Annotated in this window: 14 protein-coding genes and 1 pseudogene; 8 read left to right on the top strand and 7 right to left on the bottom strand. The window is 70.5% G+C overall.

What is annotated here, in order from left to right:
- The coding region (locus H5J26_RS21730) for a cysteine desulfurase/sulfurtransferase TusA family protein (RefSeq protein WP_181767603.1) at positions 1-1,080 on the top strand (1,080 nt) is incomplete at its 5' end.
- Positions 1,081-1,159: 79 nt separating this feature from the next.
- Here the strand turns inward: H5J26_RS21730 and H5J26_RS21725 are convergent.
- Positions 1,160-2,134 (bottom strand): carbohydrate kinase family protein, encoded by a 975-nt coding sequence (locus H5J26_RS21725; protein ID WP_181767602.1) that lies wholly within the window; start codon positions 2,132-2,134, stop codon positions 1,160-1,162.
- A gap of 139 nt (positions 2,135-2,273) precedes the next feature.
- Between H5J26_RS21725 and H5J26_RS21720 the strand changes: the two genes are divergently transcribed.
- Positions 2,274-2,489, top strand: coding sequence for a hypothetical protein (locus H5J26_RS21720; protein WP_181767601.1), 216 nt, complete (start codon positions 2,274-2,276; stop codon positions 2,487-2,489).
- A gap of 141 nt (positions 2,490-2,630) precedes the next feature.
- A complete protein-coding gene (locus H5J26_RS21715) occupies positions 2,631-4,217 on the top strand; it encodes a hypothetical protein (RefSeq protein ID WP_181767600.1) in 1,587 nt (528 codons plus the stop codon).
- A gap of 147 nt (positions 4,218-4,364) precedes the next feature.
- On the opposite strand, the gene H5J26_RS21710 is transcribed toward H5J26_RS21715, so the two are convergent.
- On the bottom strand, positions 4,365-4,718 hold the full coding sequence (locus tag H5J26_RS21710; RefSeq protein WP_181767599.1) for a HesB/IscA family protein: 354 nt from the start codon (positions 4,716-4,718) through the stop codon (positions 4,365-4,367).
- A 247-nt stretch (positions 4,719-4,965) separates the two neighbouring features.
- On the opposite strand from H5J26_RS21710, the gene nadA reads away from it, so the two are divergent.
- Positions 4,966-6,189, top strand: a complete 1,224-nt coding sequence (gene nadA / locus H5J26_RS21705) for a quinolinate synthase NadA (protein WP_181767598.1) — start codon at positions 4,966-4,968, stop codon at positions 6,187-6,189.
- A gap of 9 nt (positions 6,190-6,198) precedes the next feature.
- On the top strand, positions 6,199-7,080 hold the full coding sequence (locus tag H5J26_RS21700; protein ID WP_181767597.1) for a GNAT family N-acetyltransferase: 882 nt from the start codon (positions 6,199-6,201) through the stop codon (positions 7,078-7,080).
- Between the two features lie 34 nt (positions 7,081-7,114).
- Here H5J26_RS21700 and H5J26_RS21695 read toward each other — a convergent pair whose 3' ends face one another.
- The 4 genes from H5J26_RS21695 to H5J26_RS21680 form a co-directional block, all read right to left on the bottom strand.
- Positions 7,115-7,822, bottom strand: a complete 708-nt coding sequence (locus H5J26_RS21695) for a response regulator (protein ID WP_181767596.1) — start codon at positions 7,820-7,822, stop codon at positions 7,115-7,117.
- Positions 7,819-9,183 (bottom strand): sensor histidine kinase, encoded by a 1,365-nt coding sequence (locus H5J26_RS21690; RefSeq protein ID WP_181767606.1) that lies wholly within the window; start codon positions 9,181-9,183, stop codon positions 7,819-7,821. The genes H5J26_RS21695 and H5J26_RS21690 overlap by 4 nt, the downstream gene beginning before the upstream one ends.
- 139 nt (positions 9,184-9,322) lie before the next feature.
- Complete coding sequence (pspAA, locus tag H5J26_RS21685; protein WP_181767595.1) at positions 9,323-9,601, bottom strand: PspA-associated protein PspAA; 279 nt, start codon at positions 9,599-9,601, stop codon at positions 9,323-9,325.
- 78 nt (positions 9,602-9,679) lie between these two features.
- Positions 9,680-10,483: a PspA/IM30 family protein gene (locus H5J26_RS21680; RefSeq protein WP_181767594.1), complete on the bottom strand. Its 804-nt coding sequence runs from the start codon at positions 10,481-10,483 to the stop codon at positions 9,680-9,682.
- A gap of 256 nt (positions 10,484-10,739) precedes the next feature.
- Here H5J26_RS21680 and H5J26_RS21675 point away from each other — a divergent pair, with 256 nt between their 5' ends.
- Together H5J26_RS21675 and H5J26_RS21670 are read left to right on the top strand one after the other, a co-directional pair.
- Positions 10,740-11,339, top strand: a complete 600-nt coding sequence (locus H5J26_RS21675; RefSeq protein ID WP_309238014.1) for a DUF3043 domain-containing protein — start codon at positions 10,740-10,742, stop codon at positions 11,337-11,339.
- Entirely contained in the window at positions 11,336-12,067 is a 732-nt protein-coding gene (locus H5J26_RS21670) for a class I SAM-dependent methyltransferase (RefSeq protein ID WP_181767604.1), read from the top strand. Before H5J26_RS21675 ends, H5J26_RS21670 begins: the two co-directional genes overlap by 4 nt.
- A gap of 136 nt (positions 12,068-12,203) precedes the next feature.
- Here H5J26_RS21670 and H5J26_RS21665 read toward each other — a convergent pair whose 3' ends face one another.
- The gene (locus H5J26_RS21665; RefSeq protein ID WP_181767593.1) at positions 12,204-12,440 is read right to left on the bottom strand and encodes a hypothetical protein; all 237 of its coding nucleotides are present in this window, start codon (positions 12,438-12,440) and stop codon (positions 12,204-12,206) included.
- Positions 12,441-12,523: 83 nt separating this feature from the next.
- Here H5J26_RS21665 and H5J26_RS21660 point away from each other — a divergent pair.
- Positions 12,524-13,037 (top strand): annotated as a pseudogene (locus tag H5J26_RS21660) (adenosylcobinamide kinase/adenosylcobinamide phosphate guanyltransferase); the annotation flags it as partial.

Here is a 13,037-nt window from a genome sequence, read left to right as displayed (position 1 = left end):
GCGGAGGCACACGCCGAGGCCGGAGGCGAGGTGACCGAGGTGCCGGTCGACCGTACGGGCCGCGCCTCGGCAGAGGCGTACGGGAGGGCGCTGACCGACGGGACCGCCCTGGCCTGCCTCCAGTCGGCCAACCACGAGGTGGGAACGGAGCAACCGGTCGCCGAAGTGGCCGAGGTGTGCGCGGAGTCGGGCGTCCCGTTGCTGGTCGACGCGGCTCAGTCGCTCACCTGGGGCCGCGTCGAGGGCAGTTGGTCGCTGCTGACCGGCAGCGCGCACAAGTGGGGAGGCCCTCCCGGCGTCGGCCTGCTGGCCATACGCAAAGGGGTGCGCTTCGCCGCACCGCCTCCCGCCGGCGAGCGCGAACAGGGCCGCGCCCCCGGCTTCGAGAACATCCCGGCCATCGTCGCCGCAGCGGCTTCCCTGCGCGCCGTACGGGCCGAGGCGGAGGCAGAGGCGTGGCGGCTCCGCTCGCTGGTCGACCGCGTACGGGCGCAGGTTCAGGAACTGGTCCCGGACGTCGAGGTCGTAGGCGATCCGGTGCGGCGGCTGCCGAACGTCGTCACCTTCTCCTGCCTGTACGTCGACGGGGAGGCCCTGCTCCACGCGCTGGACAGGGCGGGCTTCTCGGTCTCCTCGGGTTCGTCGTGCACGTCCAGCACGCTGACGCCGAGTCATGTGCTGCGTGCGATGGGCGTGCTGTCCGAGGGCAACGTCCGCATCTCCCTGCCGCCGACCCCGCCTGAGTCGCTGGACGCCGACGTCGAGCGCTTCCTGACGGTGCTCCCGGAGGCGGTGCGCGGCGTGCGCGAACAACTGGACGTCCCGGCCGCGCCGCGGGAGAAGGGGCCCGCGCCCTCGGCCGACTCCTCCGCTCTGACCGTCGACGCGCTTGGCACGCTGTGCCCGCTGCCGGTGATCGAGCTCGCGAAGGTGATCGAGGACGTACCGGTGGGCGGCGTGATCACCGTCCTGGCCGACGACGAGGCGGCTCGCGTGGACATCCCGGCGTGGTGCGAGATGCGGAACCAGGAGTATCTGGGCGCGGAGGGCACGGCCTTCCGCATCCGGCGGCTCACGTAGCCGCGTGTGCTGGACCCGGACGCGTCCGAACACGCGGAAGGGGCGGCCCTGTTGAGGGACCGCCCCTGCCGCTCAGCCGTCAGTTCAGGTGGTCGGCGACCTCGGCCGCCGCGTCCTCGCCGTAACGCTTCGTGAAACGCTCCATGAAGTGGGCGCGCTTCAGCTCGTACTCCTGGGTGCCGACGGTCTCGATGACGAGGGTGGCCAGCATGCAGCCCACCTGGGCGGCACGCTCCAGGCTCACGCCCCAGGAGAGACCGGAGAGGAATCCGGCACGGAAGGCGTCGCCGACTCCGGTGGGGTCGGCCTTGCGCTCCTCGTCCGGAACGCCGACCACGATGGGCTCCTCGCCCTCACGGTCGATGCGGACACCCTTCGCGCCCAGCGTGATGACCCGGGTCTCGACCTTGCCGAGGATCTCCTTGTCGCTCCAGCCGGTCTTGGTCTCGATGAGCTCCTTCTCGTACTCGTTCGCGAAGAGGAAGGTGGCGCCCTCCATGAGGGTGCGGATGTCCGCGCCCTCCATCCTCGCGATCTGCTGGGAGAAGTCGGCGGCGAAGGGGATGCCCCGGTTACGGCACTCCTCGGTGTGCCGGATCATCGCCTCGGGGTCGTCCGCGCTGATGCACACGAGATCGAGGCCGCCGACCCGGGCGGAGACGGTCTGCAGCTCGATCTGGCGGGCCTCACTCATGGCTCCGGTGTAGAAGGAGCCGATCTGGTTGTGGGCCTCGTCGGTGGTGCACACGAAGCGGGCCGTGTGCCGCAGCTCGGAGATGTGGACCGATTCGGTGTCGACGCCGTGCCGGTCCAGCCAGGCACGGTAGTCGCCGAAGTCCTCACCTGCCGCGCCGACCAGGATCGGCTGCGTGCCGAGCTGCCCCATGCCGAAGGCGATGTTGGCGCCCACCCCGCCGCGCCTGATCTCCAGACTGTCGACGAGGAAGGAGAGCGAGACGGTGTGGAGCTGGTCGGCGACCAGCTGGTCGGCGAACCGACCGGGGAACGTCATCAGGTGGTCATTCGCGATGGAGCCGGTGACTGCGATACGCACGGCGAAAACTGCTCCTGTCGGAGGACGCTGTCGGATGGCACCATCACGCTACCCCCTTGGTCTCCGTATCCGAACGGTACGTAACTACCTGATAGTAGGGCCTTCCAGGCAGCCCCACCTGCTGCGTAGCGTCGTGAGGATGCAGAACCTCACGAGACGTGCCGCCGCAGAACCCGAGTCCATGGACCAGCTGCGCGGCGACTGCGCCCTCATGGCTCCGCACTGGTCGAGCCCCTTCTCCTTCACGACGACGCCCACGGCGCCCCCTGCTTCACACGAGGCGCTGCGCGGGGTGCGTGTGCCCGCGGCCTCCGCCCGGCTGCTGGAGGGCATGTCCGAGTACGGCGACTGGTGAGCGGTCCGGCGAGGCCGTCCCGAGGGCGAATTCCTTGACGGGAACCACTCGGGCCCTTGCTCCGTCACATCGATGTCCCTCGCAGTCCCCTCGGACGCCGAGCCGGGACTGAAGTGATGAACGGAGCGAAGGAGCACAGCCGTGAGCACCGAATCGTCCCCCACTCCTGGTGGGGAGACCCCTTCCACCGACGTTCAGCCCGTGCGCCGTCCTCGGAGCCGGCTGTCCGTCATCACGGTGGCGGCTGCCGTATTGCTGGCCGGCGGTGGCGGCGCCTACTGGGCGACGACAGCGGGCAACGACCAGGACGCCGCCGGGCAGGGCAGCGCGTCCAAGCCGCCGAAGCTCGCACTGGACGGCCTCGCCACGGGTCAGCACAGCGGCGAGGACGGCAAGGACGGCAAGGACGGCCCGGGCATCGCCCCGGGTGAGCCGCACCCCCAGACCTACAAGGCGAACAAGAAGCTGCCGGACGGGCCGGAGGCGGCCTCGGTCTACAGCACGCCCACAAGCGTCTCCCGCGCCTCGGTGGCCGGGCTGGCCAAGGCCCTCGATGTGCCCGGGACGCCGAAGAAGAAGGACGGCCGCTGGCTGGTGGGCGATGACGGCAAGCCTCAGGACGGCCTGACGCTCACCGTGAACGACGACAGGATGGCCGGCAACTGGACGTACCAGACGCAGGATTCGCCGGTCATGCCGTGCGGGAAGCCGCTGCCGACGGTGCCCCGCGGCGACGCCGTCGCTCCTGACGGCGGCGGGCCCTCCGACTCGTGTCCGGGCATGCCCGGCTCCGGCAAGGGCGACCCCGTCTCCGAGAAGAAGGCGAAGAGCGCCGTAGCGCCCCTGCTGAAGACGCTGAAGCTCGAGGACGCGAAGCTCGACGCGAGCACGGCGACCGGCTCGATGCGCATGGTGGCCGCCACCCCGCAGGTGGGCGGCATGCCGACCAAGGACTGGAACAACACCTTCACCGTGGACGAGGACGGCAAGGTCGTCCGCGGCCACGGAAACCTCGGGGAGCTCAAGGAGGGCGCCTCCTACCCGGTGATGACGGCCGACGAGACGCTGTCGCACCTCAACAAGCAGCGCGGCAAGGGCGGCGGCCCCGCGGTGCGCGAGCCCGCGCCGGACCCGGCCTCCGAGAAGGGCGGGGTGAAGGCCGACGAGAAGGACGGCAAGCCGGGGAAGATCGCACCGGGCGAGCCCCTGAAGGTGACCGACGCCGAGTTCGGCCTCGTGACGCGCTACACGCACGGCAAGCCGGTGCTCGTGCCGTCCTGGATCTACAAGGTGGAGCTCGGCGGCGGTGCGCACACGGCGAGCGTCTCGCACGCGGCGGTGCAGCCGGAGTACCTGAAGCCGACGCGGCCCACTCAGCCCGGATCGGGCTCGGACACGGGTTCCGACCCGGCGCCCGGTGCGGGTGCCGGCTCGGGGCAGGCGGAGAAGCCCTCCTCCTCGCCGATGCAGGCGGTCAACTCCTACAGCGCCGAGGGCCGCACCGTGAAGCTGACCTTCTGGGGCGGAGTCTGCGGTGGCTACAAGGCGAGCGCCGAGGAGTCCGGGAAGTCGGTGAAGGTCACCGTCCGCCCGAAGGAAACGGACCCCAAAAAAGTCTGCGTGAAGATGGCAAAGCGGCAGACGGTCGAGGTGGAGCTGGACAAGGCTCTCGGTGACCGGAAGTTGCTCGACGCCCAGGACGGCGAAGGCGTGCCGCGCGCCAAGTGACGGCGCGGGCGCACAGGCGGAGATGACCGGAGAGACCTGAGAGAGCACGGGGGCGGAACGACGAAGGCGGCGGACCCCTGGTGGGGGGAGTCCGCCGCCTTCGTCCTTTTCAGCTTCGGTTCACTTCAACCCGGCTGGTGGGCCTGATCAGTTGAAGGAGTCACCGCAGGCGCAGGAGCCCGTGGCGTTGGGGTTGTCGATCGTGAATCCCTGCTTCTCGATCGTGTCCACGAAGTCGATCGAGGCTCCGCCCAGGTAGGGGGCGCTCATACGGTCGGTGACGACCTTGACTCCGTCGAAGTCCTTCACCACGTCGCCGTCGAGCGAGCGCTCGTCGAAGAAGAGCTGGTACCGGAGGCCGGAACAGCCACCCGGCTGGACGGCCACGCGCAGCGCCAGGTCGTCACGACCCTCCTGCTCAAGGAGGTTCTTGACCTTCACCGCGGCGGCGTCGGACAGGATGATGCCGTCGCTCACAGCGGTCTCGTCCGATACGGACATCTGCTTCTCTCCCGGGTTGGTCGGACTGCTCTGCCGTCGGGTCAACCGACGGCGCCCCGGATTCATTCCAGGCGGGCACGGACATTCTTGCGTCGTTCTCCGTACCTCATGCTCGCACACAGCCGAAGCGAGTGGGAATGCGTCACATCGACGCGAACGGCATCGTCAAAGTGACATGAAGCGGATATGATTAATAACGTCAATTAGACGAGAAGCCGCTTGCGGCGCTAGAGAAAGGGTGGGTGCCGTGACCGCCCAGCCACTGGACGTACAGCCGACTCCGCTCGCGCTGCTGCTGCTCGGGCGCGAGTCCGACCCGAACAGCGAGCGAGGCGTCGAGTGCCCCGGGGATCTTCCGGCCCCCTCCGACCCCGGTCTCGTCGAGCGTGCCCGCGCGGCGAAGGAGAAGCTCGGGGAGCGCGTGTTCGTACTCGGACACCACTACCAGCGGGACGAGGTCATCGAGTTCGCCGACGTCACCGGGGACTCCTTCAAGCTGGCACGGGACGCGGCGGCACGGCCCGAGGCGGAGTACATCGTCTTCTGCGGCGTGCACTTCATGGCCGAGTCGGCCGACATCCTCACCTCCTCCGCCCAGCAGGTCGTCCTGCCGGACCTGGCCGCCGGCTGCTCCATGGCCGACATGGCCACGGCCGAGCAGGTCGCCGAGTGCTGGGACGTGCTCACCGAGGCAGGGGTCGCGGACGTCACGGTTCCCGTCTCGTACATGAACTCCTCGGCCGACATCAAGTCCTTCACCGGCAGGCACGGCGGCACGATCTGCACCTCCTCCAACGCCCGGCGGGCTCTGGAGTGGGCCTTCGCCCAGGGTGAGCCGGGACGGGAGAGCGAGGACCGTTCAGACCGCGCAGACCGCCGGAACAAGGTGCTCTTCCTGCCGGACCAGCACCTCGGCCGCAACACCGCCGTCCGCGACATGGGGATGTCGCTGGAGGACTGCGTCGTCTACAACCCGCACAAGCCGGGCGGCGGCCTGACGGCGCAGCAGCTGCAGGACGCGAAGATGATCCTCTGGCGGGGGCACTGCTCTGTGCACGGCCGCTTCTCCCTGGAATCGGTGAACGACGTGCGCGCCCGCATCCCCGGCGTCAACGTCCTCGTCCACCCCGAGTGCAAGCACGAGGTCGTCAGCGCGGCCGACCAGGTCGGCTCGACCGAGCACATCATCAAGACCCTCGAGGACGCTCCCGCCGGATCCAAGTGGGCGCTGGGCACGGAGCTCAATCTCGTGCGGCGGCTGGCGAACCGGCACGCGGCGGAGGGCAAGGAGGTCGTCTTCCTCGACCGCACGGTCTGCTTCTGCTCGACCATGAACCGGATCGACCTGCCGCATCTGGTCTGGGCCCTGGAGTCGCTGGCGGACGGCAAGGTCGTCAACCGCATCCAAGTCGACGACGAGACCGAGAAGTTCGCGAAGCTGGCGCTGGAGCGCATGCTGGCCCTGCCGTAGCCTGCGGCAATGCTGTTGCGACCGGCGCAGGAGACCGAGGAGGACGCCGAAGCCGTACGGCGCATCGCCGAGGCCTCCTTCGCCGGCCCGCGCGACGAGAGGCGCCACGGTGTCGTGGCCAGGTACGCCCCGCAGGTGGAAGCGCGGCGTCGCGAACGCATCCGCCATCTGACGCGTACGGACCCGGCCGGGAGCTGGATCGCCACGGACCCGGCCGGGCGGCCCGTGGGCGCCGCCCAGTCGCTGATCCGGGAGGGCACCTGGGGGCTCGCCCTGCTCGTCGTACTGCCCGAAGCGCAGGGCAAGGGAGTCGGCACGGCACTGCTCGAGCGGACACTCCACTACGGAAGGGCGTGCCTGCGCGGCCTCGTCAGCAGCTCCGGTCATCCGGTGGCCGCCCGCACCTACCGCAAGGCGGGCTTCGACCTGCATCCGGCGATGCGGCTGCACGGCACAGTCGACCCGGCCCGGCTCGCCGACCCCGACGGGCCGACGGTGATCGGGTCCGCCGCACACCGGGATCTGATGGATTCGGTCGACAGGCGGCTGCGCGGCGGTGCACACGGCGTGGACCACGAGTACCTGCTCCGGCACCGCCGCCTGTACGTCTCCGACGACCTCGCCGGGAGCGGCTACTGCTATCTCCGTGACGACGGCAGGGTCGAACTCCTCGCAGCGACCTCGCGGCGGCTGGCGACGCGAGTGCTGACAGCCGCCCTGCTGAGCGTTCCCGAGAACACCCGGGCCAGGATCCACGACGTCACGGCTGAGCAGCAGTGGGCGCTCGATGTCGGCCTGGCGGCGGGGCTGGAGGTGACGACGGCGGGCTACGTGTGCGTGAGGGGGATGCGGCCGCCGGCTCCCTACATCCCTTCAGGGGGCTTTCTCTGAGGCCCCGGGCTGCTGGCTCCGATGTACGGGCTGCTCAGCCGCCCGGCCGTACGAGCCCGTTCTCGTAGGCGGCGACGACGAGTTGGGCCCGGTCCCGTGCCCCCAGCTTCGACATGGTGCGGTTGACGTGCGTCTTGATCGTGAGAGGGCTGACGGAGAGCTGCTCGGCGATCTCGTCGTTGTTGAGGCCGCCGCCGATCAGCGTCAGAACCTCCCGCTCCCGTCCCGTGAGGACCTCCAGGCTGCTCCCCTGCGCACGTCCGGAGCCGGAAGCCCCGTCCTGGGAGACGTCCATGGTCGCGTACGGCCCGCCCTGCGCCAGGAAGGAAGCGATCAGCCCCTTCGTCGCCGCCGGTGACAGCAGTGCGTCCCCCTTGGCGGCCGTACGGATGGCGGCGAGCAGCTCCTCGGGCTCCGCGCCCTTGCCGAGGTAGCCGGAAGCGCCCGCGCGGAGCGCCTGCACGACGTACTCGTCGACCTCGAACGTCGTCAGGATGACGACCCTCACGCCGGAGAGCGAGGTGTCGGCGCTGATGGCTCGCGTGGCGGCGAGCCCGTCGGTGCCCGGCATCCGGATGTCCATCAGGACGACGTCCGCGCCGAGTTCGCGTACGGCCTCCACGGCTTCGGCGCCGTCGGAAGCCTCCCCGACGACCTCCATGTCGGGCTCGGAGTCGACCAGCACTCTGAACGCGCTGCGCAGCAGCGTCTGGTCGTCTGCCAGCACCACCCGGATCGTCATGCGGTCGCGCCTTCCTGGGCCTGCGGTTCCTGCCTGTCGCTTCCCGGACCGGAGGCCTGGAGCGGCAGGCGTACGTGCACGCGGAATCCGCCGTCCGGCAGCGGACCGGTCTCACACACCCCGTGCAGCGCGGCGGCCCGCTCGCGCATTCCCATCAGGCCGTGGCCGCCGCCCGCCACCGCGGCCTCAGCCCCCTCGCCCGACTCCTGCGGCTGCGGGGCGTCCTTCGGCTCCGGCCCCTGTCCGGCTTCGGCCGCCTCCCCTGCGGCCTCGCCTCCCCCGTCGTCGGTGACGGTGACCTCCAGGCCCCTCTGCGACGTCACGATGCGCACCTCCGCGTGCGCCCCGGTGCCGACGTGCTTCTGCACGTTCGTCAGCGCCTCCTGCACGACGCGGTAGGCGGTGAGGTCCATCGCCGAGGGCAGCACAGGCCCGCTCCCGCCCGGGGGCACCGGCTCGTCTCCGGCGGGCGTCCGCCCGGCGGAGACGGAGACCGAGACGGACATCCCGGCCCGGGTGAAGCCCTCGACCAACTCGTCCAGCACGCCCAGCCCCGGCGCGGGCTCGGTCGGCGCGGTGCTCTCCCCGGACTGGCGCAGGAGACCGACGGTGGCCTGAAGCTCGTGGAGGGCGTGCCTGCTCGCCTCCCGTACGTGCGCCAGCGCCTCCTTGGCCTGGTCCGGCCGCTGGTCCATGACGTGCGAGGCGACGCCCGCCTGCACGTTGACGAGGGCGATGTGGTGGGCGACGACGTCGTGCAGTTCACGGGCGATGCGCATGCGCTCCTCCGCCACGCGCCGCCGCGCCTCCTCCTCGCGTGTGCGTTCGGCGCGTTCCGCGCGCTCGCGTATGGCGTCGACGAAGGCCCGGCGGCTGCGTACGGCCTCTCCCCCGGCAGCGGCCAGGCCCGTCCAGGCGAGAATGCCGAGGTTCTCCTGCGCGTACCACGGGCGGCCCCCGAGCAGCATGGCCGCCGCCGTGAGCACGGCCACGGTCACGGCTCCGACCCGGACACTGGTGACGCGGTCGGTGCGGTTGGAGACCGTGTAGAGAGCGATGATCGCGGCGGCCACGATGGGCGCCCGGTGCCCGTCCGAGGGCTCGCCGACGCGCGGATCGGTGATCATGCCGACGACGGTGACCAGGCCCGTGACGCACAGGACCGGCATCGGCGAGCGGCGTCGCAGCACCAGGGCCGAGCAGGCCAGGCCCGCCAGGACGACCGTCAACGGATGCACGTCCCGCTCGCCGAAGTGCGGACGGACGTCGTGGCCGTGCGGCGCCGCCGCAGCGCTCAGCAGGATCGCGAGGAATGCGCCCAGCGCGAGGAGGCCGTCGACCGCGTACGGATGCGCACGCATCCGCTGCCGAAGCCGGCACACGGCGCCGACCGCGGGATTCGTCGTCACGTCAGGCACGGCTCGGCTCCCCGTGACCGCTCCTCGGAGCAGCCCCTATCGGGGCGGGATCACTCGTCACTGCCTGCCGGTCCCGCGGTGTTCATCCAGGGATGAGGCCGTCGTCGGTGAGCATCTCCCGTACCTCTTCGAGGGACGCCTCGGGTGCGGGCAGGATCAGCTCCGAGGGCTCCAGGGCGTCGTCGGGCAGCGATGTGCCCATCGACCGCACAGCGCTGAGGAGCGCCGTCAGAGTGCGGCGGAAGCCCGCTTCGTCCCCGGTCTCCATCTCGGCGAGCAGTTCGTCGTCCAGCTTGTTCAGCTCGGCGAAGTGGCTGTCGTCCAGCTTCACCTGGCCTTCCCCCATGATCCGCACGATCATGTCGCTCTCCTTCTGGCGAGGGGCCGTCAGCCGCTTCCCGATGTCACTGCCCGTCGGAGCCGGTCCGGCCCGCGGGTGCTACTTCTCGAACTTGGGTGTGTCCTGTGACTGCTGCTGCGTGCGGTCCTGCCCGGCCTTGTCGCCGCCCTCGATGGCCTGCTGGTCGCCGCTGCCCGAGCCGCCTGCCAGCTCCGCCTTCATGCGCTGGAGCTCCAGCTCGACGTCCGTACCGCCGGAGAGGCGGTCGAGTTCGGCGGTGATGTCGTCCTTGGCCATGCCCGAGGGGTCCTCGAGCGCGCCGGAGGCCAGCAGCTCGTCGATCGCTCCGGACCTGGCCTGCAACTGGGCCGTCTTGTCCTCGGCGCGCTGGATGGCCATGCCGACGTCGCCCATCTCCTCGGAGATGCCGGAGAACGCCTCGCCGATCCGGGTCTGCGCCTGGGCCGCCGTGTAGGTGGCCTTGATGGTCTCCTTCTTCGTACGGAAGGCGTCCACCTTGGCCTGCAGGCGCTGGGAGGCGAGCGTCAGCTTCTCCTCCTCGCCCTGCAGCGTCTGGTGCTGCGACTCCAGGTCGGTGACCTGCTGCTGCAGGGCCGCCCGGCGGGAGAGCGCTTCGCGGGCCAGGTCCTCACGGCCGAGGGCGAGGGCCTTCTTGCCCTGGTCCTCCAGCTTCGTGGACTGCCCCTGCAGCTGGCTGAGCTGCAGTTCCAGGCGCTTGCGGGACGTCGCGACGTCGGCGACGCCTCGGCGCACCTTCTGCAGCAGCTCGAGCTGCTTCTGGTACGAGTAGTCGAGCGTCTCGCGCGGGTCCTCAGCCCGGTCCAGGGCCTTGTTGGCCTTCGCGCGGAAGATCATCCCCATACGCTTCATGACACCGCTCATGGGCCTCGCGCGCCCCCTTCTTAACGGACTGAACCTCAGCAGCACACCTTATGACCCAAGACTACGGGGCCTGCTTCCATTACCGCACTGTTCGGCGGCGGATGCGCTCATCCTGAAGGACGATCGACTCTCCGTGACCTCCGGCCCAGGGAGTAGGCGGAAGCCCCGCCGCCGCCCTTCGAGGCCCGGGCCCGTTGCCAGATCGTTCCCGGCCGGGCCTGGGGAGCACGCCGGCGCGCACCGTACTCTTGGGGACGTGTTCCGAAGCCGTTCGAAGGAAGGGCAGGCCACGTCCACCCCGAGGGTGACCGCTGCCGAGCCCCATCAGACCCGCGATCCGCAGGCCCCCAAGGGCCGCCCGACGCCTAAGCGGAGTGACGCGCAGTCCCAGCGCCGCACCGTCGCCAAGGCTCCGGCGAACCGCAAGGAGGCCGCCAAGCGTCAGCGTGACGAGCGCCGAAGCGCCATGGCCCGTCAGCGTCAGGCACTGGCAGGCGGTGACGAGCGTTTCCTGCCCGCACGCGACAAGGGCGCCGTGCGGCGCTTCGCCCGTGACTACGTGGACTCCCGCTGGTCCGTGGCGGAGTTCTTCCTGCCCCTCGCGGTGATGATCCTCATCCTGAGCATGATGCCGTCGCTGCAGCTCAAGAACATCTCGCTGCTGCTGTGGCTCTTCGTGATCGTGATGATCGTCATCGACTCGATCGGGCTCGGTTTCCGGCTCAAGAGGGACCTGCGGGCACGCTTCCCCGACGAGCCCAAGCGTGGCGCCGTCGCCTACGCCCTGATGCGTACGCTCCAGCTGCGCCGGATGCGCCTGCCCAAGCCGCAGGTGGCACGCGGCGAGAAGCCCTGAGCGCGCAGCCCAGCCGGCTCGGACAGCTCGACGGGCTCGGGCAGGAGCTCCTCGCCCGCCAGCTCGACGAGCAGATCGCGGCCGGCTTCGAGGTGGGGCGCAGGCTGAGGGTGCTCGACGTCGGTCTCGGCCGTGGGGTGCAGGCACTTCGGCTGGCGCGTGCCGGGCACGACGTGACGGGTCTTGAGTCCGACCCCGATCTGCTCGAACTCCTGGAGAAGGAGCTGGCCGAGGAGCCCGAGGGCATACGCAAGCGTGTGCGTCTGGTCTCCGGCGGCAGCCAGGACACCGGCGCGCACTTCCTGCCCGGAACCTTCGACATCGTGCTGTGCCACGGCGGTCTCATCCAGGCGCGTGACCCCGCCATCACGCTGGCCGGTCTCGCTCGGGTGCTGGACGCCGGCGGGCTGCTGTCGGTGCTGATAAGGAACGACGACGCCCTGGCTATGCATCCCGGCCGCGCGGGCGACTGGGACGCCGCGCTGGCGGCCTTCGACTTCCCCGAGCACGCCGGACGGGCCTTCGAGCTGGAGACGCTGACCAGGGGGCTCGCCGGGATCGGCACACCCCTGCGGCAGTGGTACGGGGTGGGCGTCTTCGGCCACGCCGTGCCCAGCGACGAGGCGGCGGCGGAGCGGATGCTCGCCGTGGAGGAGCGGGCGGCCCGTACCGATCCGTACCGTTCGGTGGCGGCCATGCTCCACGTCTGCGGGGCCCGGGGCGTCTGACGCCTCCGCGTGCGGCAGCCGGAGAAGCGGCGACCGCCCGTCCGCAGGGCATGAGAATCGCGCCGGACCCCCGAACTGAAAAACCCGCCGGGCCCGGCAGGGCCCGACGGGAGCACGCGAATGTAAGACGTGCCGCTCAGCTCTCGGGGATCTCACCCTCGCTGTAGCTCTCCTCGGCGTGCAGGCTCATCGGTCCGTAGACCTTGCTGTCGTCCTCCAACAGGGTCACCTGATCGGCGCCGCCCTCGCGCAGGTCCTTCCAGACCTCACCGATCCAGGACTCGGCGTCGCCCTGAGTGGGGAAGTCCTCCGGCTGCACGGCTGGTTCGGTCTCCGTGCCGTCGGACTTCTCGAACCGCCACGTCCACGCCATGTATGCCTCCAGAGATCGACTGTCGCTGTCCGCAGAGTAATCCTGAGTGCGCGACCGCCGACGGCCCACGAGACGATCGTGGTGTGGAACTCACCTTGCTCGGCACCGGAGCCCCCACCGGCCTCCCGCGCCCCGCCTGCCCCTGCGCCGTGTGCGCCGCATGCGTCGACGGCCGTACGAACGCACGTGCCGCGACGTCGCTGCTCCTGGACGGGACGCTGCTGCTCGACCTCACCCCGGGGCCAGCGTTCGCCGCCGCGCGTGCGGGCAGGTCCCTGCACGGTGTGCGGCAGGTGCTGCTCTCACACCCGCACGACGGCCCGGCTCTGGAGTCGCCCGCAGGGCTGCCCGCGCCGGTTCGCGTCTCCGACCGGCAGGAGCTGGCGCTGATCAGCGGGCACCGGATACGTGCCGTCGCGCTGGACTCCCCCGGCACGGGCTACCAGATCACCGGCCCCGGCGGTGAACGCCTGCTGTATCTGCCGCCGGGCGCCGCGCAGGCAGGGCTCGAAGAGGGCCGCGACCACGGCTCAGGGCAGCATCCGCCGCCGTACGACATGGTGCTCCTCGACGTGCTCGGACGGCCCGACGCGCTCG

Origin of the sequence: Streptomyces albidus (ex Kaewkla and Franco 2022) (genome assembly GCF_013870515.1) — a bacterium.
Classification (GTDB): Bacteria; Actinomycetota; Actinomycetes; order Streptomycetales; family Streptomycetaceae; genus Streptomyces; species Streptomyces albidus.
This window is presented reverse-complemented; position numbering and strand designations above follow the sequence as displayed.

Coding starts and splice junctions, on each gene's coding strand:
- H5J26_RS21710 (WP_181767599.1), bottom strand. CDS start 4,718: ATGTCCGTATCGGACGAGACCGCTGTGAGCGACGGCATCATCCTGTCC.
- H5J26_RS21720 (WP_181767601.1), top strand. CDS start 2,274: ATGCAGAACCTCACGAGACGTGCCGCCGCAGAACCCGAGTCCATGGAC.
- H5J26_RS21695 (WP_181767596.1), bottom strand. CDS start 7,822: ATGACGATCCGGGTGGTGCTGGCAGACGACCAGACGCTGCTGCGCAGC.
- H5J26_RS21700 (WP_181767597.1), top strand. CDS start 6,199: ATGCTGTTGCGACCGGCGCAGGAGACCGAGGAGGACGCCGAAGCCGTA.
- pspAA (WP_181767595.1), bottom strand. CDS start 9,601: ATGATCGTGCGGATCATGGGGGAAGGCCAGGTGAAGCTGGACGACAGC.
- H5J26_RS21665 (WP_181767593.1), bottom strand. CDS start 12,440: ATGGCGTGGACGTGGCGGTTCGAGAAGTCCGACGGCACGGAGACCGAA.
- H5J26_RS21680 (WP_181767594.1), bottom strand. CDS start 10,483: ATGAGCGGTGTCATGAAGCGTATGGGGATGATCTTCCGCGCGAAGGCC.
- H5J26_RS21690 (WP_181767606.1), bottom strand. CDS start 9,183: ATGCGTGCGCATCCGTACGCGGTCGACGGCCTCCTCGCGCTGGGCGCA.